This is a genomic window from Escherichia sp. MOD1-EC6300, from assembly GCF_002965045.1.
In the GTDB taxonomy this organism is placed as follows: Bacteria; Pseudomonadota; Gammaproteobacteria; order Enterobacterales; family Enterobacteriaceae; genus Escherichia; species Escherichia coli_F.
Window position 1 is genome coordinate 127,922 of the sequence record NZ_PTRH01000001.1, and the last position, 26,101, is coordinate 154,022.

Below are 26,101 nucleotides of genomic sequence, written 5' to 3' on the forward strand. Positions count from 1 at the left end.
TTTATTCCTTAAAACCGCCTTCAACGCGCCACCCAACCGAGGGTGCGCTGCGCCAGCACATCGCGTGCCGGAGTGAATAATTCCATTGCCATCAGCCCGATGTTGCGCCCGACAACCAGCGGCGTCCAACGGTTGGCAAAAAGATGTACAAGGCTGTCCGTGACGCCGATGGTTGCTTCTCGATCGCTCTGCCGACGCTGCTGATAACGGCACAATACGCCGTAATCACCGATGTCATCTTCACGTGCCTGAGCCTGAGTCAGCGTTTCCGCAAGGCTCATCACATCCCGCATACCGAGGTTGAACCCTTGCCCGGCAATCGGGTGCAGAGTTTGCGCCGCATTGCCCACCAGCACGGTACGATGGGTAATAGGTCTGGCGGCGCGGGTTAACGCCAGCGGGTAAGCACTGCGTTTACCAGCGTGGGTAATTTTCCCAAGTCGCCAACCAAAGGCCGACTGGAGTTCACGGCAAAACGTCTCGTCGCTCCACGACAGCACCTCTTCGCGCCGTTCCAGTGGATGACACCAGACCAGCGAACAGCGTCCGTCAGACATCGGCAACATCGCCAACGGGCCATATTGTGTGAAACGCTCAAACGCCCGGCCTTCGTGCGCAACGGAAGTCGCAACGTTCGCAATCACGGCCAGTTGTTCGTAAGGCTCCTGCTGCCAGTCAACACCGCACGCGGTGGCTAACGCGGAATGGGTGCCATCAGCGGCTACCAGCACGCAGCCCGTCAGCGTCTCGCCACTCTCCAGCGTCACTTCAACGTGACTCTGAGCACGGGCAACGTTAGCCACGCGATCAGGGCAATGCAGCGTTACGCCAGGTGCTTTGCGCAGTAATGCAAACAGCCGTTGCCCGACATTATGCAATTCGACAACCTGCCCCAGCGCCGCCAGTTGGTAATCTTCTGCGGCGAGGGTGACGAATCCGGCATGACCACGATCGCTGACATGCACGCTGGTGATGGCGGTTGCGCAATCAGCCAGAGATTGCCAGACGCCGATGCGCGCCAGTTGCTGACAAGTACCCGCCGCCAGCGCAATAGCTCGTCCATCAAAGCCCGGATGAGCATGTGACTCTGGCGCGGTCGCTTCAATCAAATGTACCGGCAGCGCCCCGTGACTTAACCGGGAAATAGCCAGCGCCAGCGTCGCGCCCGCCATGCCGCCACCGACGATGATTACGCTCATTGCTTTCTCGCAGCTGCCATCAACGCTTCGATTTCTTCCGGCTTTTTCACCACGCTGGCGGTGAGGTTTTCGTTACCGGTTTCGGTAATCACAATGTCGTCTTCAATACGAATGCCGATACCGCGATATTGTTCTGGCACTTCTGCATCCGGCGCAATATACAGCCCCGGCTCTACGGTCAGTACCATGCCCGGTTCCAGAATGCGCGAGCGATCCTGACCATAAATACCAACATCATGGACATCCAGACCTAACCAGTGGCTAAGGCCATGCATAAAGAAAGGACGATGGGCGTTCTGAGCGATCAGTTCATCAACATCACCTTTCAGGATGCCGAGTTTTACCAGGCCGCTAACCATGATGCGCACCACTTCACCAGTGACTTCCTGAATGGAAGTTCCCGGACGATACAGCCGCAGGCTGGTTTCAAGAGACTCCAGCACAATGTCGTAGATTTCACGCTGGGCCTGGGTGAATTTGCCGTTGACCGGGAAGGTGCGGGTAATATCGCCCGCGTAACCTTTGTATTCACAACCCGCGTCAATCAACACCAGGTCACCGTCGCGCAGTTCACTCTCGTTTTCGGTGTAGTGCAGAATGCAGCCGTTTTCACCGCTGCCGACAATGGTGTTATAGGAAGGATAGCGCGCACCGTGGCGGTTAAATTCGTGGTGAATTTCGCCTTCCAGGTGGTACTCGAACATTCCCGGACGGCATTTTTCCATCGCCCGGGTATGCGCCAGGGCGGTGATTTCCCCCGCGCGGCGAAGTACGGCAATCTCTTCTGGTGATTTGAACAGGCGCATTTCATGAACAATGGGACGCCAGTCGATCATCGTTGCCGGGGCGGTGAGATTCTGTCGCGAACCTTTACGCAGTTTTTCAAGCGCGCTGTTCACGATTTCATCAGCATATGCATATTCGCCCTGGGCGTGGTACACCACATCCAGACCATTAAGTAGTTGATAAAGTTGCTGATTGATTTCGCTGAACGCCAGTGCGCGATCAACGCCCAGTTTATCCGGTGCAGCATCCTGACCTAAGCGGCGACCAAACCAGATCTCTGCCGTCAGGTCGCGTACGCGGTTAAACAGAACGCTGTGGTTATGAGTGTCATCACTTTTAATCAGCACCAGCACCGCTTCCGGTTCGTTAAAGCCGGTGAAGTACCAGAAGTCACTGTTCTGACGATAGGGGTATTCGCTGTCGGCGCTACGTGTTACTTCTGGTGCAGCAAAAATCAGCGCGGCGCTGCCGGGTTGCATTTGCTCCACCAGGGCCTGACGGCGACGCTGAAACTCTTGCCGGGATATCTCACTCATAACACTCTCCTTACGTTTTTTGTTTTTAGTGTAGAGTCGGTTTTTGTACTTCTGGCGCGGTCGGTTGCGGATGAGTAAAGGTGTCGTGGCATAACAGCGCGGCAACACGGACGTACTCGATGATCTCTTCAAGCGACATTTCCAGCTCTTCCTGATCTTCGTCTTCGTCGTAGCCCAGCTGCGCGATGTTACGCAGATCGTCGATGGCTTCACCGGTTTCGCCGGTCACTTTGTCCAGCTTCGGTTGCGTAACGCCAAGACCAAGCAGGAAGTGATTAACCCAACCTGCCAGCGCATCAGCCCGATCGAAAACGCTGACATCATCGCCATCAGGCAGATAAAGCTGAAAAAGGAAGCCGTCATCCTGCAGGGCATCGCTGGTAGCAGAGTGCATTTTGCGCAATGCCTGTGCCAGCTCATGACCGAAAGCCATGCCTTCGTTCGTCAGGTCGTGAAGCAGCGGCAGCCATGAGCTGTCATCGTTACCACCACATATCATCCCACTGATTAAACCATGCATCTCAGCAGGGGTCAGACCCGTCCCTTGTTGGTTCAGATACTGGTTCATTTCGTTGTAACCAGGCATTTCGTTCTGTATAGACATAAGCATTCGTCGTCAAAGGGAGGAATATTCATGATATGCTACCACTTTGGGCCCTGGTGGACCAGAAAAGGGCTTGTCTCTTCTCATCAGGGTAGCTATAGTGTCGCCCCTTCGCAGACCATGGGTCTAAAGACGAAGGCAGCGCAGTCAATCAGCAGGAAGGTGGCATGTCTGCACAACCCGTCGATATCCAAATTTTTGGCCGTTCACTGCGTGTGAACTGCCCGCCTGACCAAAGGGATGCGTTGAATCAGGCAGCGGACGATCTGAACCAACGGTTGCAAGATCTGAAAGAACGCACTAGAGTCACAAATACTGAACAGTTGGTCTTCATTGCCGCATTGAATATCAGCTATGAGTTAGCGCAAGAAAAAGCGAAGACTCGTGACTACGCGGCAAGTATGGAACAGCGTATTCGGATGCTGCAGCAGACCATAGAACAAGCGTTACTTGAACAAGGTCGCATCACCGAAAAAACTAACCAAAACTTTGAATGACACTTTTCGGTTTACTGTGGTAGAGTAACCGTGAAGACAAAATTTCTCTGAGATGTTCGCAAGCGGGCCAGTCCCCTGAGCCGATATTTCATACCACAAGAATGTGGCGCTCCGCGGTTGGTGAGCATGCTCGGTCCGTCCGAGAAGCCTTAAAACTGCGACGACACATTCACCTTGAACCAAGGGTTCAAGGGTTACAGCCTGCGGCGGCATCTCGGAGATTCCCTTCTTATCTGGCACCAGCCATGACGCAACTACCAGAACTCCCACTGACATTATCCCGACAAGAAATCCGCAAAATGATTCGGCAACGTCGTCGTGCGTTAACGCCGGAACAACAGCAGGAAATGGGTCAACAAGCCGCTACCCGGATGATGACGTATCCCCCGGTGGTGATGGCACATACGGTCGCTGTATTCCTCTCTTTTGATGGCGAACTCGACACCCAGCCACTCATAGAACAACTCTGGCGCGCCGGTAAGCGCGTATATCTTCCAGTTTTGCATCCCTTTAGTGCCGGTAATTTGCTGTTCCTGAATTACCATCCGCAAAGCGAACTGGTGATGAACAGGTTGAAGATCCATGAGCCAAAACTGGATGTGCGTGACGTGCTACCCCTTTCCCGATTAGACGTGTTGATCACACCGCTGGTCGCCTTTGATGAGTACGGTCAGCGCCTGGGAATGGGCGGTGGTTTTTATGATCGGACCTTACAGAACTGGCAGCGCTATCAAATGCAACCGGTGGGTTATGCGCATGATTGTCAGTTGGTGGAAAAACTCCCCGTTGAAGAGTGGGATATCCCACTTCCTGCGGTGGTTACACCGTCGAAAGTCTGGGAGTGGTAAGGGCGACACACCTGCATCGCCCTGATTGACATCGTTGATTCTTTAACCTAATTTAGTGAGTAAGGGTAAGGGAGGATGACTCCTCCCCTGTGACTGACTGTTAATAAGCTGGCAAACTTATGAGTAACAGTACAATCAGTATGATGGCAAGTCGCATCATAACCCTTCTCCTTCAAGCCCTCGCTTCGGTGAGGGCTTTACCGTTACAGCCCCATGCTGCCCTGCCATCGTAAACTCTCTTTAAATAAGCACAACGCATTGATCTGGCTTTGATTTATTTCTTCGAGCAGACTCGCAAAGGCAATTGCAGCGCACTACAAATGGCAGTGACATGCGCGGGAAAAGGGATAAAAAAACGGGCAAGTCAGTGACCTGCCCGTTAATTTTCAGAGAAGGGGAATTAGTACAGCAGACGGGCGCGAATGGTGCCCGGAATAGCTTTCATTGCCTGCAGCGCTTTTTCGGCAACGTCTTCGTCAGCTTCAATATCAATAACCACATAACCCATCTGCGCTGAGGTTTGCAGATACTGTGCAGCGATGTTAACGCCCTGCTCGGCAAAGATTTTGTTCAGCGCAGTCAGCACGCCCGGACGGTTTTCGTGGATGTGCATCAGACGACGCCCACCATGCAGTGGCAGCGAGACTTCCGGGAAGTTCACTGCAGAGAGCGTTGAGCCATTGTCAGAATACTTGATCAATTTACCCGCAACTTCCAGGCCGATATTCTCCTGCGCTTCCTGAGTCGAACCGCCAATATGTGGCGTCAGAAGGACGTTGTCGAATTCACACAGCGGAGAGGTAAATGGATCGCTGTTGGTCGCCGGTTCCGTCGGGAAGACATCGATTGCCGCACCTGCCAGGTGTTTGCTCGCCAGCGCGTCACACAGCGCCGGAATATCCACCACCGTTCCGCGCGAGGCATTAATCAGCAACGAGCCGGGCTTCATTAGTGAAATCTCTTTCGCGCCCATCATATTTTTGGTAGACGGATTCTCTGGCACATGCAAACTCACCACATCGCTCATATTCAGCAGATCAGAAAGATGCTGTACCTGAGTGGCGTTGCCCAGCGGTAGTTTGTTTTCAATATCATAAAAGTAAACATACATTCCCAGCGATTCAGCCAGAATGCCCAACTGTGTACCAATATGACCATAGCCGATGATACCCAGCTTTTTGCCGCGCGCTTCAAAAGAGCCAGCTGCCAGCTTGTTCCAGACACCACGGTGTGCTTTAGCGTTGGCTTCCGGTACGCCGCGCAATAGCAGGAGAAGTTCGCCAATTACCAACTCCGCAACAGAGCGCGTATTGGAGAACGGTGCGTTAAATACCGGGATCCCGCGTTTTGCAGCTGCATCCAGATCAACCTGGTTTGTTCCGATACAGAAACAGCCAATAGCGACCAGTTTTTCTGCGGCGTTGATCACGTCTTCAGTCAGATGGGTACGGGATCGCAGGCCGATGAAGTGGGCATCGCGGATGGATTCTTTTAATTGTTCATCATCCAGCGCGCCTTTGTGAAATTCGATGTTGGTGTAACCCGCTGCACGAAGGCTTTCAAGCGCCTTTTGGTGCACGCCTTCTACCAGCAGAAACTTAATCTTGTCTTTCTCCAGCGATACCTTTGCCATTTACCCAATCCTGTCTTTTGAAATGTTGTGTGCGGATTTGCATCCGCCTTTCAACATATCAAAAAATAATATTGCGGCAATATGAACGTTTGCGTCGCGATGTTGAGGAAATATCACGCAAAGGTATTTCTTGGATGAATATGCTGGTTCAGAGGATTTATTTAGAGCAATCGACAATAGCCAGGTAAAAACGTGACACATGTCACCAAATTTAATGAAGAGAATTTTTTTAACGGGGGAGGTTCCCCCGTCAGATCATTTCACAATGGTTTTGACACCGTCAGGTGTGCCAATCAGCGCAACGTCCGCGCCACGGTTAGCAAACAGACCAACAGTCACCACGCCTGGAATCGCATTTATGGCGTTTTCCATCGCTATCGGGTCAAGGATTTCCATGCCGTGGACGTCGAGGATCACGTTGCCGTTATCGGTCACCACGCCCTGGCGGTATTCCGGACGACCGCCCAGTTTCACCAGCTGGCGCGCCACTGCACTACGTGCCATCGGGATAACTTCTACTGGCAGCGGGAATTTGCCCAGAATATCAACCTGCTTAGAAGCGTCTGCAATACAGATAAATTTTTCCGCAACCGAAGCAATGATTTTTTCACGGGTCAGCGCCGCGCCGCCGCCTTTGATCATCTGCATGTGGCCGTTGATTTCATCTGCACCGTCGACGTAGATGCCAAGGCTGTCGACTTCGTTGAGATCAAAAACGTGAATGCCCAGGCTTTTCAGTTTTTCTGTGGAAGCATCTGAACTGGAAACAGCCCCTTCAATCTGGCCTTTCATCGTGCCGAGCGCATCAATAAAGTGTGCGGCGGTGGAACCTGTACCTACACCAACAATGGTGCCGGGCTGAACATACTGAAGTGCCGCCCATCCTACTGCTTTTTTCAATTCATCCTGCGTCATGATCGTTTCGCCTGTGGTATGAAATTTCACACGCATTATACTCTAAATAATTCGAGTTGCAGGAAGGCGACAAGAGAGTGAATCCCCAGGAGCTTACAGAAGTAAGTGACTGGGGTGAGCGAACGCAGACGCAGCACATGCAACTTGAAGTATGACGAGTATATACAAAAAAAGCGATTCAGACCCCGTTGGCAAGCCGCGTGGTTAACTCATCCATAAAATATCGCGCAATGGCGGGCATCCCCTTTCGCCCGGCAAATAAAGCATACAACGGTCTGGGTATGCCGCTCCACGGTGCGAACAGAGGCAATAACGCCACGCCATTCAACATAACCAGGGCGCGAACTCGCTGAGCGAAATGCAATAGCGCAAATCCCTGATCTTTTAAGCTGCGTGTTTAACCACTGATACAAATGTACCCGCCGACGGCTTCGGTATATGCAACCTGACGCAAAATTGTGTCATAGTGCAGGAAAAAGCATTTACCAGGAGCAGACAACAGCAATGAAACGCCCGGACTACAGAACATTACAGGCACTGGATGCGGTGATACGTGAACGAGGATTTGAGCGCGCGGCACAAAAGCTGTGCATTACACAATCAGCCGTCTCACAGCGCATTAAGCAACTGGAAAATATGTTCGGGCAGCCGCTGTTGGTGCGTACCGTACCGCCGCGCCCGACGGAACAAGGGCAAAAACTGCTGGCACTGCTACGCCAGGTGGAGTTACTGGAAGAAGAGTGGCTGGGCGATGAACAAACCGGTTCAACTCCGCTGCTGCTTTCACTGGCGGTCAACGCTGACAGTCTGGCGACGTGGTTGCTTCCGGCGCTGGCTCCTGTGTTAGCTGATTCGCCTATCCGCCTCAACTTGCAGGTAGAAGATGAAACCCGCACTCAGGAACGTCTGCGCCGCGGCGAAGTGGTCGGCGCGGTGAGTATTCAACATCAGGCGCTGCCGAGTTGTCTTGTCGATAAGCTCGGTGCGCTTGACTATCTGTTCGTCAGCTCAAAACCGTTTGCCGAAAAATATTTCCCTAACGGCGTAACGCGTTCGGCATTACTGAAAGCGCCAGTGGTCGCGTTTGACCATCTTGATGATATGCACCAGGCCTTTTTGCAGCAAAACTTTGATCTGCCTCCAGGCAGCGTACCCTGCCATATCGTTAATTCTTCAGAAGCGTTCGTGCAACTTGCTCGTCAGGGGACCACCTGCTGTATGATCCCACATCTGCAAATCGAGAAAGAACTGGCCAGCGGCGAACTGATTGACTTAACGCCAGGGCTATTTCAACGCCGGATGCTCTACTGGCACCGCTTTGCTCCTGAAAGCCGCATGATGCGTAAAGTCACTGATGCGTTGCTCGATTATGGTCACAAAGTTCTTCGTCAGGAATAATCCATCAAATAATGCCTGGTAATACATACCAGGCATCACCTCCAGTTCTTTTTGTATTCCTTGAATCACATCACAAAATAGACAAATCTCAGGCGGCAAAAAACGACGTCTGAATGCATTTTTTTTGCTGGCGACAAACCCACGTAAAAAGCTCACCGTAAGCGCAAATACCCTCATTTTGATTGCGTTTTATGGAGCAAATAATGTCTAACGTGCAGGAGTGGCAACAGATTGCCAACAAGGAATTGAGTCGTCGGGAGAAAACTGTCGACTCGCTGGTTCAACAAACCGCAGAAGGGATCGCCATCAAGCCGCTGTATACTGAAGCCGATCTCGATAATCTGGAAGTGACAGGTACCCTTCCTGGTTTGCCGCCCTACGTTCGTGGCCCGCGTGCCACTATGTATACCGCCCAACCGTGGACCATCCGTCAGTATGCTGGATTTTCAACAGCAAAAGAGTCCAACGCTTTTTATCGCCGTAACCTGGCCGCCGGGCAAAAAGGTCTTTCCGTTGCGTTTGACCTTGCCACCCACCGTGGCTACGACTCCGATAACCCGCGCGTGGCGGGCGACGTCGGCAAAGCGGGCGTTGCTATCGACACCGTGGAAGATATGAAAGTCCTGTTCGACCAGATCCCGCTGGATAAAATGTCGGTTTCGATGACCATGAATGGCGCAGTACTACCAGTACTGGCGTTTTATATTGTCGCCGCAGAAGAGCAAGGTGTTACACCCGATAAACTGACCGGCACCATTCAAAACGATATCCTCAAAGAGTATCTTTGCCGCAACACCTATATTTACCCGCCAAAACCGTCAATGCGTATTATCGCAGACATCATCGCCTGGTGTTCCGGCAACATGCCGCGATTTAATACCATCAGTATCAGCGGTTACCATATGGGTGAAGCGGGTGCCAACTGCGTGCAGCAGGTAGCATTTACGCTCGCTGATGGGATTGAGTACATCAAAGCAGCAATCTCCGCTGGGCTGAAAATTGATGACTTCGCTCCTCGCCTGTCGTTTTTCTTCGGCATTGGCATGGATCTGTTTATGAACGTCGCCATGTTGCGTGCGGCACGTTATTTATGGAGCGAAGCGGTCAGTGGATTTGGCGCACAGGATCCGAAATCACTGGCGCTGCGTACCCACTGCCAGACCTCAGGCTGGAGCCTGACTGAACAGGATCCGTATAACAACGTTATCCGCACCACCATTGAAGCACTGGCTGCAACGCTGGGCGGTACTCAGTCACTGCATACCAACGCCTTTGATGAAGCGCTTGGTTTGCCTACCGATTTCTCAGCACGCATTGCCCGCAATACCCAGATCATCATTCAGGAAGAATCAGAACTCTGCCGCACCGTCGATCCACTGGCCGGATCCTATTACGTTGAATCGCTGACCGATCAAATCGTCAAACAAGCCAGAGCCATTATCCAACAGATCGACGAAGCCGGTGGCATGGCGAAAGCGATCGAAGCAGGTCTGCCAAAACGAATGATCGAAGAGGCCTCCGCGCGCGAACAGTCGTTGATCGACCAGGGCAAGCGTGTCATCGTTGGTGTCAACAAGTACAAACTGGATCACGAAGACGAAACCGATGTACTTGAGATCGACAACGTGATGGTGCGTAACGAGCAAATTGCTTCGCTGGAACGCATTCGCGCCACCCGTGATGATGCCGCCGTAACCGCCGCGTTGAACGCCCTGACTCACGCCGCACAGCATAACGAAAACCTGCTGGCTGCCGCTGTTAATGCCGCTCGCGTTCGCGCCACCCTGGGTGAAATTTCCGATGCGCTGGAAGCCGCTTTCGACCGTTATCTGGTGCCAAGCCAGTGTGTTACCGGCGTGATTGCGCAAAGCTATCATCAGTCTGAGAAATCGGCCTCCGAGTTCGATGCTATTGTTGCGCAAACGGAGCAGTTCCTTGCCGACAATGGTCGTCGCCCGCGCATTCTGATCGCCAAAATGGGCCAGGATGGGCACGATCGCGGCGCGAAAGTGATCGCCAGCGCCTATTCCGATCTCGGTTTCGACGTAGATTTAAGCCCGATGTTCTCTACACCTGAAGAGATCGCTCGCCTGGCAGTAGAAAACGACGTTCACGTAGTGGGCGCATCTTCACTGGCTGCCGGTCATAAAACGCTGATCCCGGAACTGGTCGAAGCGCTGAAAAAATGGGGACGCGAAGATATCTGCGTGGTCGCGGGTGGCGTCATTCCGCCGCAGGATTACGCCTTCCTGCAGGAGCGCGGCGTGGCGGCGATTTATGGTCCAGGTACGCCTATGCTCGACAGCGTGCGCGACGTACTGAATCTGATAAGCCAGCATCATGATTAATGAAGCCACGCTGGCAGAAAGTATTCGCCGCTTACGTCAGGGTGAGCGTGCCACGCTCGCCCAGGCCATGACGCTGGTGGAAAGCCGTCACCCGCGTCATCAGGCGCTAAGTACGCAACTACTTGATGCCATTATGCCGTACTGCGGTAACGCCCTGCGACTGGGCGTTACTGGCACACCCGGTGCGGGGAAAAGCACCTTTCTTGAAGCCTTTGGCATGTTGTTGATTCGTGAGGGATTAAAGGTTGCAGTTATTGCGGTCGATCCCAGCAGCCCGGTCACTGGCGGTAGCATTCTCGGAGATAAAACCCGCATGAATGACCTGGCGCGTGCCGAGGCGGCGTTTATTCGCCCGGTACCATCCTCCGGCCATCTGGGCGGTGCCAGTCAGCGAGCGCGGGAATTAATGCTGTTATGCGAAGCGGCGGGTTATGACGTAGTGATTGTCGAAACGGTTGGCGTCGGACAGTCGGAAACGGAAGTCGCCCGCATGGTGGACTGTTTTATCTCGTTGCAAATTGCCGGTGGCGGCGATGATCTGCAGGGGATTAAAAAGGGGCTGATGGAAGTGGCAGATCTGATCGTTATCAACAAAGACGATGGCGATAACCATACCAATGTCGCCATTGCCCGGCATATGTACGAGAGTGCCCTGCATATTCTGCGACGTAAATACGACGAATGGCAGCCACGAGTTCTGACTTGTAGCGCACTGGAAAAACGTGGAATCGATGAGATCTGGCACGCCATCATCGACTTCAAAACCGCGCTAACTGCCAGTGGTCGTTTACAGCAAGTGCGGCAACAACAATCGGTGGAATGGCTGCGTAAACAAACCGAAGAAGAAGTACTGAATCACCTGTTCGCGAATGAAGATTTCGATCGCTATTACCGCCAGACGCTTTTAGCGGTCAAAAACAATACGCTCTCACCGCGCACCGGCCTGCGACAGCTCAGTGAATTTATCCAGACGCAATATTTTGATTAAAGGAATTTTTATGTCTTATCAGTATGTGAACGTTGTCACTATCAACAAAGTGGCGGTCATTGAGTTTAACTATGGCCGAAAACTTAATGCCTTAAGTAAAGTCTTTATTGATGATCTTATGCAGGCATTAAGCGATCTCAACCGGCCGGAAATTCGCTGTATCATTTTGCGCGCGCCGAGTGGATCCAAAGTCTTCTCCGCAGGTCACGATATTCACGAACTGCCGTCTGGCGGTCGCGATCCGCTCTCCTATGATGATCCGTTGCGTCAAATCACCCGCATGATCCAAAAATTCCCGAAACCGATCATTTCGATGGTGGAAGGTAGTGTTTGGGGGGGCGCATTTGAAATGATCATGAGTTCCGATCTGATCATCGCCGCCAGTACCTCAACCTTCTCAATGACGCCTGTAAACCTCGGCGTCCCGTATAACCTGGTCGGCATTCACAACCTGACCCGCGACGCGGGCTTCCACATTGTCAAAGAGCTGATTTTTACCGCTTCGCCAATCACAGCCCAGCGCGCGCTGGCTGTCGGCATCCTCAACCATGTTGTGGAAGTGGAAGAACTGGAAGATTTCACCTTACAAATGGCGCACCACATCTCTGAGAAAGCGCCGTTAGCCATTGCCGTTATCAAAGAAGAACTGCGTGTACTGGGCGAAGCGCACACCATGAACTCCGATGAATTTGAACGTATTCAGGGGATGCGCCGCGCGGTTTATGACAGCGAAGATTACCAGGAAGGGATGAACGCTTTCCTCGAAAAACGTAAACCTAATTTCGTTGGTCATTAATCCCTGCGAACGAAGGAGTAAAAATGGAAACTCAGTGGACAAGGATGACCGCCGATGAAGCGGCAGAAATTATCCAGCATAACGACATGGTGGCATTTAGCGGCTTTACCCCGGCGGGTTCGCCGAAAGCCCTTCCCACCGCCATTGCCCGCAGAGCTAACGAACAGCATGAGGCCAAAAAGCCGTATCAAATCCGCCTACTGACGGGGGCGTCAATCAGCGCCGCCGCTGACGATGTACTTTCTGACGCCGATGCTGTTTCCTGGCGTGCGCCATATCAAACATCGTCCGGTTTACGTAAAAAGATCAATCAGGGCGCGGTGAGTTTCGTTGACCTGCATTTGAGCGAAGTGGCGCAAATGGTCAATTACGGTTTCTTCGGCGAAATTGATGTTGCCGTCATTGAAGCATCGGCACTGGCACCGGATGGTCGAGTCTGGTTAACCAGCGGGATCGGTAATGCGCCGACCTGGCTGCTGCGGGCGAAGAAAGTGATCATTGAACTCAATCACTATCACGATCCGCGCGTTGCAGAACTGGCGGATATTGTGATTCCTGGCGCGCCACCGCGGCGCAATAGCGTGTCGATCTTCCATGCAATGGATCGCGTCGGTACCCGCTATGTGCAAATCGATCCGAAAAAGATTGTCGCCGTCGTGGAAACCAACTTGCCCGACGCCGGTAATATGCTGGATAAGCAAAATCCCATGTGCCAGCAGATTGCCGATAACGTGGTCACGTTCTTGTTGCAGGAAATGGCGCATGGGCGTATTCCGCCGGAATTTCTGCCGCTGCAAAGTGGCGTGGGCAATATCAATAATGCAGTCATGGCGCGACTAGGGGAAAACCCGGAAATTCCTCCGTTCATGATGTATTCGGAAGTGCTACAGGAATCGGTGGTGCATTTACTGGAAACGGGCAAAATCAGCGGGGCCAGCGCCTCCAGCCTGACTATCTCGGCCGATTCCCTGCGCAAGATTTACGACAATATGGATTACTTTGCCAGCCGCATTGTGTTGCGTCCGCAGGAGATTTCCAATAACCCGGAAATCATCCGTCGTCTGGGCGTCATCGCTCTGAACGTCGGCCTGGAGTTTGATATTTACGGGCATGCCAACTCAACGCACGTAGCCGGGGTCGATCTGATGAACGGCATCGGTGGCAGCGGTGATTTTGAACGCAACGCGTATCTGTCGATCTTTATGGCCCCGTCGATTGCTAAAGAAGGCAAGATCTCAACCGTCGTGCCAATGTGCAGCCATGTTGATCACAGCGAACACAGCGTCAAAGTGATCATCACCGAACAAGGGATCGCCGATCTGCGTGGTCTTTCCCCGCTTCAACGCGCCCGCACCATCATTGATAATTGTGCACATCCTATGTATCGGGATTATCTGCATCGCTATCTGGAAAATGCGCCCGGCGGACATATTCACCACGATCTTAGCCACGTCTTCGATTTACACCGTAATTTAATTGCAACCGGCTCGATGCTGGGTTAATGACTCGTCCCGTCACGATCTTCAGCAATATGCTGAAGCATCGTGGCGGTATAACGATGATTTCTGATTGAATAAAGATATTCCTGCATATACATCGGCCTGTGCGGCGCATCAAAATATTTCAGCGTTGCCGGATTCACCAGTCGCCAGGCAAAATGCGGGATCACCGTCAGAAAATGTCCGCGCTCCACGGCGCTGATTTTGGCCATAAAACTGTAAGGTCGATAAATAATGGTGGGATTGATCCCACAAGGACGCATATTCGCATCAATCATTGCTTCGAAGTTGGCCCGGTTCTGAAAGCGCATTTGTAGCCAGGGTAGCTCCTGAAGCAACTCTTGCTCTTGTCGCTCTTCATAACGGCGAGAAACGAGAAAGCCCAATCGCAGCGGTGGTAGTTCACTGATAGTCAGATTTTCCAGTTCCTGAACTCGTGCAGATACATGCTGTGGGGAGATTATAAAATCTAACTGACGGTCAAAAAGATTATCGATAACGCCGTTTTCGCTGAACTCAACTGGCTGGGCGGTCACGCCTTCGTACTTATCTCCGAGACTAATCAACTGATCAAAAATAATGGTCGGATAAGTATTATCTATGCCTATCACAATTTCTCGTGAACGACGTCCTGAGTTATGGATTTCATTATCAATCGCAGAAAGCCGTTGATAAACCGGGAACAGTTTTTGATACAGTTCCTGCCCGGCTTTATTGAGGCTGATATTATTATCTTTGCGGGTAAATAGCGTATAGCCAATTTGTTCTTCCAGCGCGGCAATGCTTTTGCCAAATGGCGAAGCCGTCATATGGATTTTTTCTGCCGCCCGGGCAATATTATTAGTTTGCGCTAATAAAATGAAATTGCGCATCTTTTTCGAAATAAAAATGTCCATCCCAGCTCCCCCGCATCCTTGTCCGCTTAACCGTTTCAGTTAGCCTATCCTTGATGAAACCGCGAGCAAAGATAGGTGATTACGTCATGGTTTTACAGAAAATTACAGAAAAAGGAGGCAATATCGGGTAAAGGCATTAGCCCGACCAATACGTCGGGCTACAAGTATTATTGTGCGGCAGGTGTTTTAGCGGGTTGTTGATCCACAGGTTCTAACTGGAAGACCACATCGACCTGATCATCAAACTGAATAGCAGCCTGCTCGTAAGTTTCCTGGGCTGAGACCGGCGCGGCATCGGCTTTCATCATCCGCACCATTGGGCTGGGCTGATAGTTGGAAACATGGTAGCGCACGCTATATACCGGCCCTAGTTTACGATGAAAGCCGTTCGCCAGTTCCTGCGCCTGATGAATCGCGTTATCAATCGCTGCCTTACGCGCTTTGTCTTTATAGGCATCCGGCTGCGCCACGCCCAGCGATACAGAACGAATTTCGTTAAGACCCGCCTTCAGCGCACCATCCAGCAAGGAATTCAGTTTGTCTAACTGACGGAGCGTGACTTCCACCGTTCTCACAGCACGGTAGCCTTTCAGGATACTTTTACCATCCTGATAATCATAATCTGGCTGGGTGCGTAAGTTCGCTGAGCTGATATCTTTTTTCGCGATCTGATTGAGTTCAAGGAAGGAAATGTATTGTGCGACGCGCTCATCCGCCTGTTTCTTGGCAGTAGCGGCATCCTTCGCGGCCACGTTGACTTCAATCGCAAGAGTGGCAATGTCTGGCACCGCATCCACGCTTGCCGTACCGGAGGTGACAATATGCGGTCCATCCGGCAATTCGTTAGCCTGCGCTGCCATCCCGCTAATACCCATTAATGCCGCCAGGGCGATAACTTTGAACTTCACGTTAGTCTCTCCGTGTTAATTGACTTGCCCAAAATTCAGGACCTCTGGAGGCAAGCTTAGCGCCTCTGTTTTATTTTTCCATCAGATAGCGCCTAACTGAACAAGGCTTGTGCATGCGCAATACCGTCTCTCGCCAGCTGCAAGGCAATAAACCACATAACACATCCCACTACCAGATTGATAATGCGCTGTGATTTTGCCGTGCGCAGGCGCGGTGCCAGCCAGGCTGCGAGAAGAGCCAGACCAAAGAACCACAGGAAAGAGGCGCTAATTGTCCCGAGCGCAAACCAACGTTTTGGTTCGACGTCAAGCTGCCCACCAAGGCTGCCCAGTACAACAAAAGTATCCAGGTAAACATGCGGATTCAGCCAGGTCACTGCCAACATGGTGGCGATAATTTTCCATCTGCCTTGCTTCAGGACTTCGGCACTGGCTAACTCAATATTACTGCTCATTGCTGTTTTAAAAGCGCCAAAACCATACCACAGCAAGAAGGCTACGCCGCCCCAGGTGACCAGCGCAAGCAACCACGGCGACTGCATCAATAACGCACTGCCACCAAAAATCCCGGCGCAAATCAGGACCAAATCGCTGATAGCACAAAGTAAGGCAATCATAATGTGGTACTGACGACGTATGCCCTGATTCATCACAAAAGCATTTTGTGGACCGAGCGGTAGGATCATAGCCGCCCCAAGTGCAAGACCTTGAAAATAATAAGAAAACACGTTGGATATTCCGAATTAAGTATCTGATGCAGAGACTATATCGCGGGATTGTTATTAGCGGAAATTGATAATATTAATTGGCAATCAGAAAAACTAATAAGAGAGAGGCCAGAGAGTATTATCTGGCCTCAGCGTTGATTATGCAGCTTTGTCTTCTTTCACCCGCTTAAAGTTCACATCCATTTGCGGGTACGGGAAGCTGATACCGGCGGCATCAAATTCACGTTTAATACGCTCCAGCACATCCCAGTACACGTTTTGTAGATCGCCGCTTTTGCTCCAGACGCGGACCACGAAATTAATCGACGATGCGCCAAGTTCGTTCAGACGCACAGTCATTTCGCGATCTTTCAAAATGCGGTCTTCAGACTGGATAATATTGGTCAGGATCTGCTTAACCTGATCGATATCGGAATCATACGCCACGCCAATAATAAATTCGTTACGGCGAACTGGCTCGCGGGAGAAGTTAATAATATTCCCAGCAATAATTTTACCGTTCGGAATAACGATAATTTTACCGTCTGCAGTACGCATGGTGGTGGAGAAAATCTGCACGCTCAGCACAGTACCGGCTACGCCGCCGAGGTCAACATATTCTCCGGCACGGAACGGGCGGAACATGACCAGTAACACGCCAGCGGCCAGGTTAGACAGTGACCCCTGCAAAGCCAGACCAACAGCTAAGCCTGCGGCACCGAGTACAGCAATGACTGACGCGGTTTGTACGCCCACGCGCCCCAGTGCAGCGATTAGCGTAAAGGCGATAATTCCGTAACGGACTAATGCAGAAAGAAAATCAGCAACGGTGGCATCGATTTTACGGGAGATCATCAGGCGATTCACCGCGTTGGAAATCATCCGCGCGATAATCAAACCAACGATGATGATCGCGAGTGCCGCCACGATGTTTACTGCATAACTTAGCAGCAGCGCCTGGTTAGCCACCAGCCAGCTCCCCGCGCCGTTTATGCTATCGACAACATTCAAATCTTCCATTCAATATTCCTTTTCAACTGACTCAAAATGGAGAAATACACTCCGCCGCCTTATGACGGGCAGTCTGACAAGGGTAAACAATAAAGCATAATTTTGCCAAATAGATCACAGATTTCTCATCTGCATCACCTTGCTTATGGTGAAAAAAGATCCGCAGAGCGGGGCTCAGACAGATATCAATGTGCACTTTGTCATGCCGGATGCGGCGTGAACGCCTTATCCAGCCTACAAAAGCCTGTAAATTCAGTATATTGCAGGATACATGTAGGCCTGATAAGCGTAGCGCATCAGGCAATTTTGCTTTTGGCGAAAAAAAGACCCGCAGAGCGGGCCTTGAGGTAAGCAGAAAGGAATATCTTACAGAACGTCGATCGCGTTCAGTTCCTGGAATGCTTTTTCCAGACGAGCGATCATCGAAGTCTGACCGGCACGCAGCCATACGCGCGGATCGTAGTATTTCTTGTTCGGCTGATCTTCGCCTTTCGGGTTACCCAGCTGACCCTGCAGATAAGCTTCGTTCGCTTTGTAATAGTTCAGAACACCTTCCCAGGTTGCCCATTGGGTATCGGTATCGATGTTCATTTTCACTACGCCGTAGCTTACGGAGTCTTTGATTTCCTGAGCAGTAGAACCGGAACCGCCGTGGAATACGAAGTTCAGGCTGTTGTGCGGCAGGTTGTGTTTCTTGGAAACATATTCCTGAGAGTCACGCAGGATGGTCGGAGTCAGAACAACGTTACCCGGCTTGTATACGCCGTGTACGTTACCGAAGGACGCTGCGATGGTGAAGCGCGGGCTGATTTTGCTCAGCTCAGTGTATGCGTAATCAACGTCTTCCGGCTGGGTGTACAGTGCAGAAGCGTCCATGTGGCTGTTGTCCACGCCGTCTTCTTCACCACCGGTGCAACCCAGTTCGATTTCCAGAGTCATGCCGATTTTGGACATACGCTCCAGGTATTTAGAGCAGATTTCGATGTTCTCTTGCAGAGATTCTTCAGACAGGTCGATCATGTGAGAAGAGAACAGCGGCTTACCGGTAGCTGCGAAGTGTTTTTCACCCGCGTCCAGCAGACCGTCGATCCACGGCAGCAGTTTTTTCGCGCAGTGGTCGGTGTGCAGGATAACCGGAACACCATAGTGTTCAGCCATCTGGTGAACGTGATGCGCACCAGAGATCGCACCCAGGATAGCAGCACCCTGCGGAACGTCAGATTTCACGCCTTTACCAGCGATAAAGGAAGCACCACCGTTGGAGAACTGAACGATAACCGGCGCTTTAACTTTAGCCGCGGTTTCCAGTACGGCGTTGATGGAGTCAGTACCGACGCAGTTTACTGCTGGCAGTGCGAAGTTGTTTTCTTTTGCTACCTGGAAAACTTTCTGTACGTCATCACCAGTGATTACGCCAGGTTTTACGAAATCAAAAATCTTAGACATGTCTCTTGTCCTGTATCGTCGGGCCTTATACTCGTCATACTTCAAGTTGCATGTGCTGCGTCTGCGTTCGCTCCCCCCAGTCACTTACTTATGTAAGCTCCTGAGGATTCACTCTCTTGTCGCCTTCCTGCAACTCGAATTATTTAGAGTATGAAAAAATGCGTGCTCTAAAAGCGCGCTGCAACAAGGGCAGGTTTCCCTGCCCTGTGATTTTTTACTTCTTAGCGCGCTCTTCGAGCATCGCTACTGCAGGCAGTACTTTACCTTCCACGAATTCGAGGAATGCGCCGCCGCCAGTGGAGATGTAGGAGATTTTGTCAGCAATGCCGAACAGGTCGATTGCTGCCAGAGTGTCACCGCCACCAGCGATGGAGAACGCTTCGCTGTCTGCGATAGCGTTAGCCACGATTTCAGTACCTTTGCGGAAGTTCGGGAATTCGAACACGCCAACCGGGCCGTTCCACAGAATGGTTTTCGCATTCTTCAGGATTTCAGCCAGTTCCTGCGCAGAAGCATCGCCGATATCCAGGATCTGCTCGTCAGCTTTCACATCGTTAACAGATTTCAGGGTAGCCGGTGCAGTTTCAGAGAACTCAGTTGCTACGCGAACGTCAGACGGAACCGGAATGTTGCAGGTGGTCAGCAGACGTTTTGCTTCGTCAACCAGGTCAGCTTCGTACAGGGATTTACCCACATCGTGGCCTTGTGCCGCGATAAAGGTGTTAGCGATACCACCACCCACGATCAGCTGGTCAGCGATTTTGGACAGGGAATCCAGAACGGTCAGTTTGGTAGATACTTTAGAACCACCAACGATAGCCACCATCGGGCGAGCAGGTTCTTTCAGTGCTTTACCCAGCGCGTCCAGTTCAGCTGCCAGCAGCGGGCCTGCGCACGCAACATCAGCGAATTTACCGATACCGTGAGTAGAAGCCTGCGCGCGGTGAGCAGTACCGAATGCGTCCATTACGAACACGTCACACAGTGCAGCATATTTTTTGGACAGAGTTTCGTCGTCTTTCTTCTCGCCTTTGTTGAAGCGAACGTTTTCCAGAACAACCAGTTCACCTTCAGCAACGTCAACGCCGTCGAGGTAATCTTTAACCAGACGAACCGGGTTAGACAGTTTGTCTTTCAGGTAGTTAACAACCGGCAGCAGAGAGAATTCTTCGTTGTACTCGCCTTCGGTAGGACGACCCAGGTGGGAAGTTACCATCACTTTCGCGCCTTGTTTCAGGGCCAGTTCGATGGTCGGCAGAGAAGCACGGATACGCGCGTCGCTGGTTACTTTCCCGTCTTTTACTGGTACGTTCAGATCCGCACGGATAAATACACGTTTCCCAGCAAGATCCAGATCGGTCATCTTAATTACAGACATGGTGAATCCTCTCGTTGATTCTAAAAGTTTTGCAGACGCTGCTTGCGTCTTACCTGAAAGCAACAGTAGCCATAGCTAACGTCGTGTCGAGCATTCGGTTAGCAAAGCCCCATTCGTTATCGCACCAGACCAACGTTTTGATCAGGTGTGCGCCACTGACCCGGGTTTGGGTGCCATCGACAATGGCACTGTGCGGATCGTGGTTAAAATCTACAGAGACCAACGGCAATTCCGTATAGTCAACTATACCATGAAATGCACCTTGTGCTGCTTTTTGCAGCAACAGGTTGACTTCATTGGCTTTTACAGGTTTCTTCACCGTCACGCTTAAATCGATTGCCGTCACATTTATGGTTGGCACACGTACCGCAATCGCTTCAAAGCGATCGTTAAATTGCGGAAAAAATCGTGTGATACCGGCGGCCAGTTTAGTATCGACCGGAATGATCGACTGGCTGGCTGCCCGGGTGCGACGCAGGTCAGGATGGTATGCATCAATAACCTGTTGATCGTGCATGGCGGAGTGAATTGTGGTCACAGTGCCGGACTCAATACCGTACGCATCATCTAACAATTTGATGACGGGAATTATGCAATTCGTGGTACAGGAAGCGTTAGAAACGATGCGGTGTTCCGCACGAAGTTGATCCTGATTGACGCCGTAAACAACGGTCGCATCGAGATCGTTACTGCCAGGATGTGAAAAGAGCACTTTTTTGGCCCCGGCGGCAATATGTGCTTCGCCATGCTCGCGGGAGCCATATACGCCGGTGCAGTCGAGAACCACATCGACGCCCAGTTCACGCCATGGGAGCGATTGCAGTGAACGTTCATGCAATACGCGGATGGCGTCATCACCAACAAAAAGTTGATCGCGTTCCTGTCGTACTTCCCATGCAAAACGGCCATGACTGGTGTCATATTTCAACAAATGCGCCATGCCCGCAGCATCCGCCAGTTCGTTGATTGCCACCACGGTAATTTCCGCCCGGCGTCCGGATTCATACAAAGCACGAACCACATTACGCCCGATGCGACCGAAGCCATTTATCGCTACGCGTACGGTCATAGATCTCCTGCAAGGTTTTCCCTGAGCAAATTTGCCAGACAGAGTAATCCAGCAAATCGTCCGGGGAAACCTTACCTGTCGCAAACTGCGACTGATTGGTTAATTGTCGAACATTTAATCGACTGAAACGCTTCAGCTAGGATAAGCGAAACGTGGAATAAAAGGAATGATTGTCCAGTCAAAGAAGACAATTATCTGACTTACGTCACGTTTTCATCCCCGCCCCTGTGGAATTTATTCCACTTTGCAGAATCACGAATAAGCGTAGCAAAATCTTTTCGTTGTGCCGTCACAAACCCTGACTTATATCAGAATATGACTGATGCAGCGTCGATATTATCCGCAATACGTCCGAGTTTCGGAGTACTCCAATGATGACATTGCCCTACCCATATTCTTCCTCCGCACGCTTTTACGCGCTGCGCCTGCTCCCAGGGCAGGAAGTTCTCTCCCAATTACGCGCCTTCGCGCAGCAACAACAACTCCACGCCGCGTGGATTGCAGGTTGTACCGGCAGTCTGACTGACGTCGCCTTACGCTATGCCGGGCAAGAAAACACGGCCCTACTAAGCGGTAAGTTCGAAGTCATCGCATTGAACGGCACACTGGAACAGAGTGGTGAACATCTTCATCTCTGCGTTTCCGATCCACACGGCACGATGCTTGGCGGTCATATGATGCCCGGCTGTACCGTGCGGACCACGCTTGAACTGGTGATCGGCTGCCTTGAGGAGCTGGCGTTTAGCCGCCAACCTTGCGCGCTTTCTGGTTACGACGAATTGCATATTTCCCCCGTTAAATAACTACTTTCAGAGAGGTTTTCTTATGGCGCGTCGCCACTTTTCCAGTCAAGCACTGGTGTTGATTGTTATCTCTATCGCCATCAATATGATTGGCGGGCAACTGGCCAGCATGGTCAAATTACCTATATTTCTCGACTCCATCGGCACACTTATTAGCGCGGTACTGCTTGGTCCGGTGATCGGGATGCTGACCGGCTTACTGACCAATTTACTCTGGGGATTGCTCACCGACCCGATCGCCGCCGCCTTTGCCCCCGTGGCGATGGTTATTGGCCTGGTCGCCGGTTGGCTGGCGCGAGCGGGTTGGTTTCGCACCCTGCCAAAAGTCGTTGTCAGCGGCGTGATTATTACGCTTGCAGTAACGGTCGTCGCTGTACCGCTGCGTACTGCGCTGTTCGGCGGTGTCACCGGTAGCGGAGCCGATTTGTTCGTTGCCTGGATGCACTCTATGGGGCAAAACCTGGTGGAGTCGGTGGCGATTACGGTGATAGGCGCAAACCTGGTCGATAAAATTCTTACAGCGGTGATTGTCTGGCTTTTACTGCGTCAGCTGCCGATTCGCACCACGCGCCATTTTCCGGCAATGGCTGCCGTGCGCTAAATGCATCCGTTTACATCCCTAACGCTGTGGGCGCTGGCGGCCTGCACCACGCTTATCCTGCCCACACAGACAATACTGCCATTCTATAGCGCGGCGACCTTTTTCTGCCTTATTGCGCTAAAGGCCACGCGGCGGCGGGTAAAATATGTTGTCTGGCTGATGTTCTCGCTGGGGGCTGGACTGTGGCTGGTACACGGTGGCTGGCTGACAGAATGGCTAAGCGGCACGCCACGCTCGCCAGAACGGTGGACGCATGCTATTACGCTCTGGTTGCGGATTCTGGCGATTGTTTCAACCTCGCAGTTGTGGATGCAATTCGTCCCAGTGCAACGTTTTATCCGCGCTTTGTTTGCTTCTCGCCTGCCGCCGGGCGTCGCTTATCTGTTCGCTGGGCCTTTGTTGGTCGTTGAGCAGTTAAAACGGCAATTAGCGATTATTCATGAAGCGCAGCGCGCCCGTGGGGTGCCGCTGGATGAGGGCTGGTATCAGCGTTTACGTGCTATACCCGCGCTAATTATTCCGCTAACACACAATGCGCTAAACGATCTGGCTATCCGTGGTGCGGCGCTGGATATGCGGGCATTTCGGATCCACAACCGGCGCACTACGTTATGGGCACCGCCTGACAGTAACCTGGAAAAAGTGGCACGTTACGCCATGATCTTGCTGATGCTGGCAGAATTCGGAGCGTGGATATGGTTACGTTAGAACAGTTTCGCTATTGCCCGACACACTCAACGCACCCTCCGTTCTGTTATGACTTTCACTATGTCAAACCGGGGATAGTCGCCATCTTTGGTGACAACGGCAGTGGCAAAAGTACGCTGGCGCAACTGATGGCGGGCTGGTATCCGGACTTTCTGCCAGGAGAGATAACCGGCACGGGGACGCTTCTCGGTACGCCCATTGGGTATCTCCCGCTTAATGAACAATCCGCCACCATCCAGCTCGTTCAGCAATCGCCCTATTTGCAGCTCTCCGGCTGTACCTTTAGCGTGGAAGAAGAAGTTGCCTTTGGGCCAGAAAATCTGTGTCTTGCTGAAGAGGAGATTATGGCGCGGATTGATGCTGCCCTGACTCTGACCGAGTGCCAGCCGTTGCGCCATCGTCACCCGGCAACACTCTCCGGTGGAGAGACACAGCGCGTGGTCATCGCCTGCGCCATCGCGATGCAGCCAAAACTATTAATTCTTGATGAAGCCTTTAGTCGCCTGACGCCGCAGGCCAGCGAAATGCTGTTGCAGCGCTTACAACACTGGGCGTTTGAACGTGGTTCGCTGATTATTCTTTTTGAACGTCATCGCACACCTTTCCTGAACTACTGCCAGCAAGCGTGGCAATTGCAAAACGGAGCGCTCCAGCCACTATGTTAACGTTAAATCAGATGTCTTATCGCTGGCCTGGCGCGGCAACGGATTGTCTTTGCGACATTTCTCTGCAACTCAAACAAGGTGAATGGTTGGCGCTGACCGGCGACAATGGCGCGGGAAAATCGACGCTGTTACGAGTAATGGCAGGTCTTCTTACGCCCACAGCCGGTACGGTTATGCTGCAACAACAGGCGATGAAAAACCTGAAAAACCGCCAACGTGCAGCAAAGATTGGCGTACTGTTTCAGGAAGCGGAAAACCAGCTTTTTCACAGCACCGTCGCTGACGAGATCGCATTTGGTTTGAAACTGCAAAAATGCCTGGCGGATGAAATCACTCAACGTACCAATGCTGCCCTGCAATGCTGTCAGTTAGCAGACACTGCCAGCGCGCATCCGTTAGATCTGCATAGTGCGCAGCGACGGATGGTCGCCGTCGCCTGCCTGGAAGCACTCTCTCCGCCGCTATTGCTGCTGGACGAGCCGAGTCGGGATTTTGACGAAAATTGGATGAGCGTGTTTGAAAGCTGGCTGGAAAAGTGCCGCCAGCGAGGCACGAGCGTCGTAGCAATCAGTCATGACGCCGCATTTACCCGGCGTCATTTCTCTCGTGTGGTGCGACTGGAAGATGGTGTAATCAGGAACGTTAATCCACCAGACGATATTCACCCGTAGCGGTCATCATTAAGGTCAAATTTGCAGGCAGACTCTCTTCCAGCACCCGGCGAACATTCGGCCCATCGGTACGGTCATAAAAGGCTTCTGCGTCTGCCAGCGATAACCCTCCCGCCAGCTTGCGCCCCACCAGTCGTTCCCGCAACGCAGTAGCTGGCGCGTTGATAAAGATCGAGAAATCACAAAATTGCGCAAGCTGGCGCCACTTCTCGTCATCCAGCAACAACCAGTTTCCTTCGACGATGACGAGTGGTGCGGTAACGTGCAACGCATCTTCAACAGGATCATGCTTTTGTCGATCGTACTGCGGCCACGTACAATCCCCTTCCATTACCTGGCGCAGATTTTCCGCCAGTTTTGCCACATCGAATGTCTCTGGTGCGCCTTTAAAGGGGCGCAATTGATGCGCATCCAGCCAGCTATTGTAATGGTGAAAACCATCCATCGGCAGCGTCTGAATAGCGGGTAGTTCCGGGTCTTGTTGCGCGAGATATTCCCAGAAAGTGGTTAGGGTAGATTTACCCGTCCCCGGCGGAGCGCAAAGAAAAACCACGGTACGCCGCTGCGGATTTACCGTCTGTAAGGCTGCCAGCATACGCAGCAACGGTTTATGCACATTTTCAATCTCTTCGTTCGGGTACTGCGCCTGTACCTTCAATCCATTCACCGTCAGTTCGATTTTCACGGCGTTAATTCCTTTAAGGTGGTCGTTACTGCCAGCGTCAGCGCCGTTTTGACCATCCCACTAAAACGCACCTCTGACCAGACGGCGAAATCAGCGAACTTCATCGCTTTTAACGCGTCATAGAGCGTCGCATTGCGGGTTATGCTATTGACGTTGCTGATAAAATCCCAGGTAATGTCATCGGCAAATCCGGGCGTTTCATCCTGTTCATTCAGGTAATGCCAGAACTGGGAAAAGTGCGTGATATCGGCATACAGCCATTTGTCCATTTTCCCCAGCGCAAAAATCAAACGTAGCGCAACATCAATATCGTCAAGCGGGCCGCTTTGAGCGAGTAACGGCTTCACTGCATATTCCACGATCTCTTCATCATTATCGACAAACAGCGACGGCAGAAACTGGCGTATCCCCTGGAGCAAAATGACATGTGTAGTTCTCATAAATGACAATAAATTGTCCTGTGCGTCCAGTTGCTCAAGCACATCATCTTCTGTCAGCGTCGCCAT

General features: G+C 51.9%; 28 protein-coding genes and 1 other RNA gene. 13 read left to right on the forward strand and 16 right to left on the reverse strand.

The genetic code is table 11. The annotated features are described in order from the left end of the window. Positions 1-20: 20 nt before the first annotated feature. From ubiH to ygfB, 3 genes are read right to left on the reverse strand one after another with little or no spacing between them, the layout of a single operon-like run. The gene (gene ubiH, locus BGE37_RS00595; RefSeq protein ID WP_105276714.1) at positions 21-1,199 is read right to left on the reverse strand and encodes a 2-octaprenyl-6-methoxyphenyl hydroxylase; all 1,179 of its coding nucleotides are present in this window, start codon (positions 1,197-1,199) and stop codon (positions 21-23) included. Further along, positions 1,196-2,521, reverse strand: coding sequence for a Xaa-Pro aminopeptidase (pepP, locus tag BGE37_RS00600; RefSeq protein WP_105276715.1), 1,326 nt, complete (start codon positions 2,519-2,521; stop codon positions 1,196-1,198). The genes ubiH and pepP overlap by 4 nt, the downstream gene beginning before the upstream one ends. A 25-nt stretch (positions 2,522-2,546) precedes the next feature. Then, a complete protein-coding gene (ygfB, locus tag BGE37_RS00605) occupies positions 2,547-3,125 on the reverse strand; it encodes a UPF0149 family protein YgfB (RefSeq protein WP_001295378.1) in 579 nt (192 codons plus the stop codon). Between the two features lie 167 nt (positions 3,126-3,292). Here ygfB and zapA point away from each other — a divergent pair, with 167 nt between their 5' ends. From zapA to BGE37_RS00625, 3 genes are all read left to right on the forward strand, one after another. Then, positions 3,293-3,622: a cell division protein ZapA gene (zapA, locus tag BGE37_RS00615; protein WP_001276008.1), complete on the forward strand. Its 330-nt coding sequence runs from the start codon at positions 3,293-3,295 to the stop codon at positions 3,620-3,622. Positions 3,623-3,663: 41 nt separating this feature from the next. Next, positions 3,664-3,847: non-coding RNA, 6S RNA (gene ssrS, locus BGE37_RS00620), on the forward strand. 20 nt (positions 3,848-3,867) lie between these two features. Continuing rightward, positions 3,868-4,470: a 5-formyltetrahydrofolate cyclo-ligase gene (locus tag BGE37_RS00625; RefSeq protein ID WP_001604817.1), complete on the forward strand. Its 603-nt coding sequence runs from the start codon at positions 3,868-3,870 to the stop codon at positions 4,468-4,470. Positions 4,471-4,570: 100 nt separating this feature from the next. Here the strand turns inward: BGE37_RS00625 and BGE37_RS25040 are convergent, their stop codons facing one another. The 4 genes from BGE37_RS25040 to BGE37_RS00640 all read right to left on the reverse strand — a co-directional run bounded on the left by BGE37_RS25040 (position 4,571) and on the right by BGE37_RS00640 (position 7,382). Beyond that, positions 4,571-4,630 (reverse strand): type I toxin-antitoxin system Ibs family toxin, encoded by a 60-nt coding sequence (locus BGE37_RS25040; RefSeq protein ID WP_106883864.1) that lies wholly within the window; start codon positions 4,628-4,630, stop codon positions 4,571-4,573. A 240-nt stretch (positions 4,631-4,870) separates the two neighbouring features. Beyond that, positions 4,871-6,103 carry a phosphoglycerate dehydrogenase gene (gene serA / locus BGE37_RS00630; protein ID WP_001151604.1) on the reverse strand — a complete coding sequence of 411 codons (1,233 nt, stop codon included), beginning with the start codon at positions 6,101-6,103 and terminating at the stop codon, positions 4,871-4,873. 255 nt (positions 6,104-6,358) lie between these two features. Further along, positions 6,359-7,018 carry a ribose-5-phosphate isomerase RpiA gene (gene rpiA, locus BGE37_RS00635; protein WP_000189743.1) on the reverse strand — a complete coding sequence of 220 codons (660 nt, stop codon included), beginning with the start codon at positions 7,016-7,018 and terminating at the stop codon, positions 6,359-6,361. A gap of 178 nt (positions 7,019-7,196) precedes the next feature. Continuing rightward, complete coding sequence (locus tag BGE37_RS00640; protein ID WP_088541714.1) at positions 7,197-7,382, reverse strand: hypothetical protein; 186 nt, start codon at positions 7,380-7,382, stop codon at positions 7,197-7,199. 140 nt (positions 7,383-7,522) lie between these two features. On the opposite strand from BGE37_RS00640, the gene argP reads away from it, so the two are divergent. The 5 genes from argP (at position 7,523) to scpC (ending at position 14,050) form a co-directional block, all read left to right on the forward strand. After that, entirely contained in the window at positions 7,523-8,416 is an 894-nt protein-coding gene (argP, locus tag BGE37_RS00645) for a DNA-binding transcriptional regulator ArgP (protein ID WP_001360955.1), read from the forward strand. A gap of 203 nt (positions 8,417-8,619) precedes the next feature. Next, positions 8,620-10,764: a methylmalonyl-CoA mutase gene (scpA, locus tag BGE37_RS00650; RefSeq protein ID WP_105276716.1), complete on the forward strand. Its 2,145-nt coding sequence runs from the start codon at positions 8,620-8,622 to the stop codon at positions 10,762-10,764. After that, positions 10,757-11,752: a methylmalonyl Co-A mutase-associated GTPase MeaB gene (gene meaB / locus BGE37_RS00655; protein WP_039021540.1), complete on the forward strand. Its 996-nt coding sequence runs from the start codon at positions 10,757-10,759 to the stop codon at positions 11,750-11,752. Before scpA ends, meaB begins: the two co-directional genes overlap by 8 nt. Before the next feature lie 10 nt (positions 11,753-11,762). After that, positions 11,763-12,548: a methylmalonyl-CoA decarboxylase gene (gene scpB / locus BGE37_RS00660; protein WP_000122080.1), complete on the forward strand. Its 786-nt coding sequence runs from the start codon at positions 11,763-11,765 to the stop codon at positions 12,546-12,548. A gap of 23 nt (positions 12,549-12,571) precedes the next feature. Next, the gene (gene scpC, locus BGE37_RS00665; RefSeq protein ID WP_000449950.1) at positions 12,572-14,050 is read left to right on the forward strand and encodes a propionyl-CoA:succinate CoA transferase; all 1,479 of its coding nucleotides are present in this window, start codon (positions 12,572-12,574) and stop codon (positions 14,048-14,050) included. On the opposite strand, the gene srsR is transcribed toward scpC, so the two are convergent. The 7 genes from srsR to epd form a co-directional block, all read right to left on the reverse strand. Then, entirely contained in the window at positions 14,047-14,943 is an 897-nt protein-coding gene (gene srsR / locus BGE37_RS00670) for a LysR family transcriptional regulator SrsR (RefSeq protein WP_000350807.1), read from the reverse strand. The two genes, scpC and srsR, sit on opposite strands and share 4 nt — an antisense overlap. Positions 14,944-15,110: 167 nt before the next feature. Next, positions 15,111-15,851 carry an oxidative stress defense protein gene (locus BGE37_RS00675; protein WP_000669834.1) on the reverse strand — a complete coding sequence of 247 codons (741 nt, stop codon included), beginning with the start codon at positions 15,849-15,851 and terminating at the stop codon, positions 15,111-15,113. 92 nt (positions 15,852-15,943) lie between these two features. Next, complete coding sequence (gene argO / locus BGE37_RS00680; protein ID WP_000493350.1) at positions 15,944-16,579, reverse strand: arginine exporter ArgO; 636 nt, start codon at positions 16,577-16,579, stop codon at positions 15,944-15,946. Positions 16,580-16,717: 138 nt separating this feature from the next. Next, positions 16,718-17,578, reverse strand: a complete 861-nt coding sequence (gene mscS / locus BGE37_RS00685; protein WP_000389817.1) for a small-conductance mechanosensitive channel MscS — start codon at positions 17,576-17,578, stop codon at positions 16,718-16,720. A gap of 357 nt (positions 17,579-17,935) precedes the next feature. Continuing rightward, positions 17,936-19,015: a class II fructose-bisphosphate aldolase gene (gene fbaA, locus BGE37_RS00690; RefSeq protein ID WP_000034372.1), complete on the reverse strand. Its 1,080-nt coding sequence runs from the start codon at positions 19,013-19,015 to the stop codon at positions 17,936-17,938. A 214-nt stretch (positions 19,016-19,229) separates the two neighbouring features. Continuing rightward, positions 19,230-20,393 (reverse strand): phosphoglycerate kinase, encoded by a 1,164-nt coding sequence (pgk, locus tag BGE37_RS00695; protein WP_000111269.1) that lies wholly within the window; start codon positions 20,391-20,393, stop codon positions 19,230-19,232. Between the two features lie 49 nt (positions 20,394-20,442). Further along, positions 20,443-21,462, reverse strand: coding sequence for an erythrose-4-phosphate dehydrogenase (gene epd / locus BGE37_RS00700; protein WP_000218480.1), 1,020 nt, complete (start codon positions 21,460-21,462; stop codon positions 20,443-20,445). A 371-nt stretch (positions 21,463-21,833) separates the two neighbouring features. On the opposite strand from epd, the gene BGE37_RS00710 reads away from it, so the two are divergent. The 5 genes from BGE37_RS00710 to BGE37_RS00730 are packed head-to-tail and all read left to right on the forward strand — an operon-like array spanning position 21,834 to position 24,910. Continuing rightward, on the forward strand, positions 21,834-22,265 hold the full coding sequence (locus BGE37_RS00710) for a PPC domain-containing DNA-binding protein (RefSeq protein WP_001603470.1): 432 nt from the start codon (positions 21,834-21,836) through the stop codon (positions 22,263-22,265). Between the two features lie 22 nt (positions 22,266-22,287). Beyond that, complete coding sequence (locus BGE37_RS00715) at positions 22,288-22,866, forward strand: ECF transporter S component (RefSeq protein ID WP_000113903.1); 579 nt, start codon at positions 22,288-22,290, stop codon at positions 22,864-22,866. Beyond that, positions 22,867-23,574, forward strand: a complete 708-nt coding sequence (locus BGE37_RS00720) for an energy-coupling factor transporter transmembrane component T (RefSeq protein ID WP_032185076.1) — start codon at positions 22,867-22,869, stop codon at positions 23,572-23,574. Next, positions 23,562-24,239 carry an ABC transporter ATP-binding protein gene (locus BGE37_RS00725; RefSeq protein WP_032185119.1) on the forward strand — a complete coding sequence of 226 codons (678 nt, stop codon included), beginning with the start codon at positions 23,562-23,564 and terminating at the stop codon, positions 24,237-24,239. Before BGE37_RS00720 ends, BGE37_RS00725 begins: the two co-directional genes overlap by 13 nt. Then, entirely contained in the window at positions 24,233-24,910 is a 678-nt protein-coding gene (locus BGE37_RS00730; RefSeq protein ID WP_105287659.1) for an ABC transporter ATP-binding protein, read from the forward strand. Before BGE37_RS00725 ends, BGE37_RS00730 begins: the two co-directional genes overlap by 7 nt. On the opposite strand, the gene BGE37_RS00735 is transcribed toward BGE37_RS00730, so the two are convergent. Together BGE37_RS00735 and fumE are read right to left on the reverse strand one after the other, a co-directional pair. Next, entirely contained in the window at positions 24,882-25,595 is a 714-nt protein-coding gene (locus BGE37_RS00735; RefSeq protein WP_032185078.1) for a nucleoside/nucleotide kinase family protein, read from the reverse strand. The genes BGE37_RS00730 and BGE37_RS00735 overlap by 29 nt on opposite strands. Continuing rightward, entirely contained in the window at positions 25,592-26,101 is a 510-nt protein-coding gene (gene fumE / locus BGE37_RS00740; protein WP_105287660.1) for a fumarase E, read from the reverse strand. The genes BGE37_RS00735 and fumE overlap by 4 nt, the downstream gene beginning before the upstream one ends.

Coding starts and splice junctions, on each gene's coding strand:
- ubiH (WP_105276714.1), bottom strand. CDS start 1,199: ATGAGCGTAATCATCGTCGGTGGCGGCATGGCGGGCGCGACGCTGGCG.
- pepP (WP_105276715.1), bottom strand. CDS start 2,521: ATGAGTGAGATATCCCGGCAAGAGTTTCAGCGTCGCCGTCAGGCCCTG.
- ygfB (WP_001295378.1), bottom strand. CDS start 3,125: ATGTCTATACAGAACGAAATGCCTGGTTACAACGAAATGAACCAGTAT.
- zapA (WP_001276008.1), top strand. CDS start 3,293: ATGTCTGCACAACCCGTCGATATCCAAATTTTTGGCCGTTCACTGCGT.
- BGE37_RS00625 (WP_001604817.1), top strand. CDS start 3,868: ATGACGCAACTACCAGAACTCCCACTGACATTATCCCGACAAGAAATC.
- serA (WP_001151604.1), bottom strand. CDS start 6,103: ATGGCAAAGGTATCGCTGGAGAAAGACAAGATTAAGTTTCTGCTGGTA.
- rpiA (WP_000189743.1), bottom strand. CDS start 7,018: ATGACGCAGGATGAATTGAAAAAAGCAGTAGGATGGGCGGCACTTCAG.
- argP (WP_001360955.1), top strand. CDS start 7,523: ATGAAACGCCCGGACTACAGAACATTACAGGCACTGGATGCGGTGATA.
- scpA (WP_105276716.1), top strand. CDS start 8,620: ATGTCTAACGTGCAGGAGTGGCAACAGATTGCCAACAAGGAATTGAGT.
- meaB (WP_039021540.1), top strand. CDS start 10,757: ATGATTAATGAAGCCACGCTGGCAGAAAGTATTCGCCGCTTACGTCAG.
- scpB (WP_000122080.1), top strand. CDS start 11,763: ATGTCTTATCAGTATGTGAACGTTGTCACTATCAACAAAGTGGCGGTC.
- scpC (WP_000449950.1), top strand. CDS start 12,572: ATGGAAACTCAGTGGACAAGGATGACCGCCGATGAAGCGGCAGAAATT.
- srsR (WP_000350807.1), bottom strand. CDS start 14,943: ATGGACATTTTTATTTCGAAAAAGATGCGCAATTTCATTTTATTAGCG.
- mscS (WP_000389817.1), bottom strand. CDS start 17,578: ATGGAAGATTTGAATGTTGTCGATAGCATAAACGGCGCGGGGAGCTGG.
- fbaA (WP_000034372.1), bottom strand. CDS start 19,015: ATGTCTAAGATTTTTGATTTCGTAAAACCTGGCGTAATCACTGGTGAT.
- pgk (WP_000111269.1), bottom strand. CDS start 20,393: ATGTCTGTAATTAAGATGACCGATCTGGATCTTGCTGGGAAACGTGTA.
- epd (WP_000218480.1), bottom strand. CDS start 21,462: ATGACCGTACGCGTAGCGATAAATGGCTTCGGTCGCATCGGGCGTAAT.
- BGE37_RS00710 (WP_001603470.1), top strand. CDS start 21,834: ATGATGACATTGCCCTACCCATATTCTTCCTCCGCACGCTTTTACGCG.
- BGE37_RS00715 (WP_000113903.1), top strand. CDS start 22,288: ATGGCGCGTCGCCACTTTTCCAGTCAAGCACTGGTGTTGATTGTTATC.
- BGE37_RS00720 (WP_032185076.1), top strand. CDS start 22,867: ATGCATCCGTTTACATCCCTAACGCTGTGGGCGCTGGCGGCCTGCACC.
- BGE37_RS00725 (WP_032185119.1), top strand. CDS start 23,562: ATGGTTACGTTAGAACAGTTTCGCTATTGCCCGACACACTCAACGCAC.
- BGE37_RS00730 (WP_105287659.1), top strand. CDS start 24,233: ATGTTAACGTTAAATCAGATGTCTTATCGCTGGCCTGGCGCGGCAACG.
- fumE (WP_105287660.1), bottom strand. CDS start 26,101: ATGGCGACGCTGACAGAAGATGATGTGCTTGAGCAACTGGACGCACAG.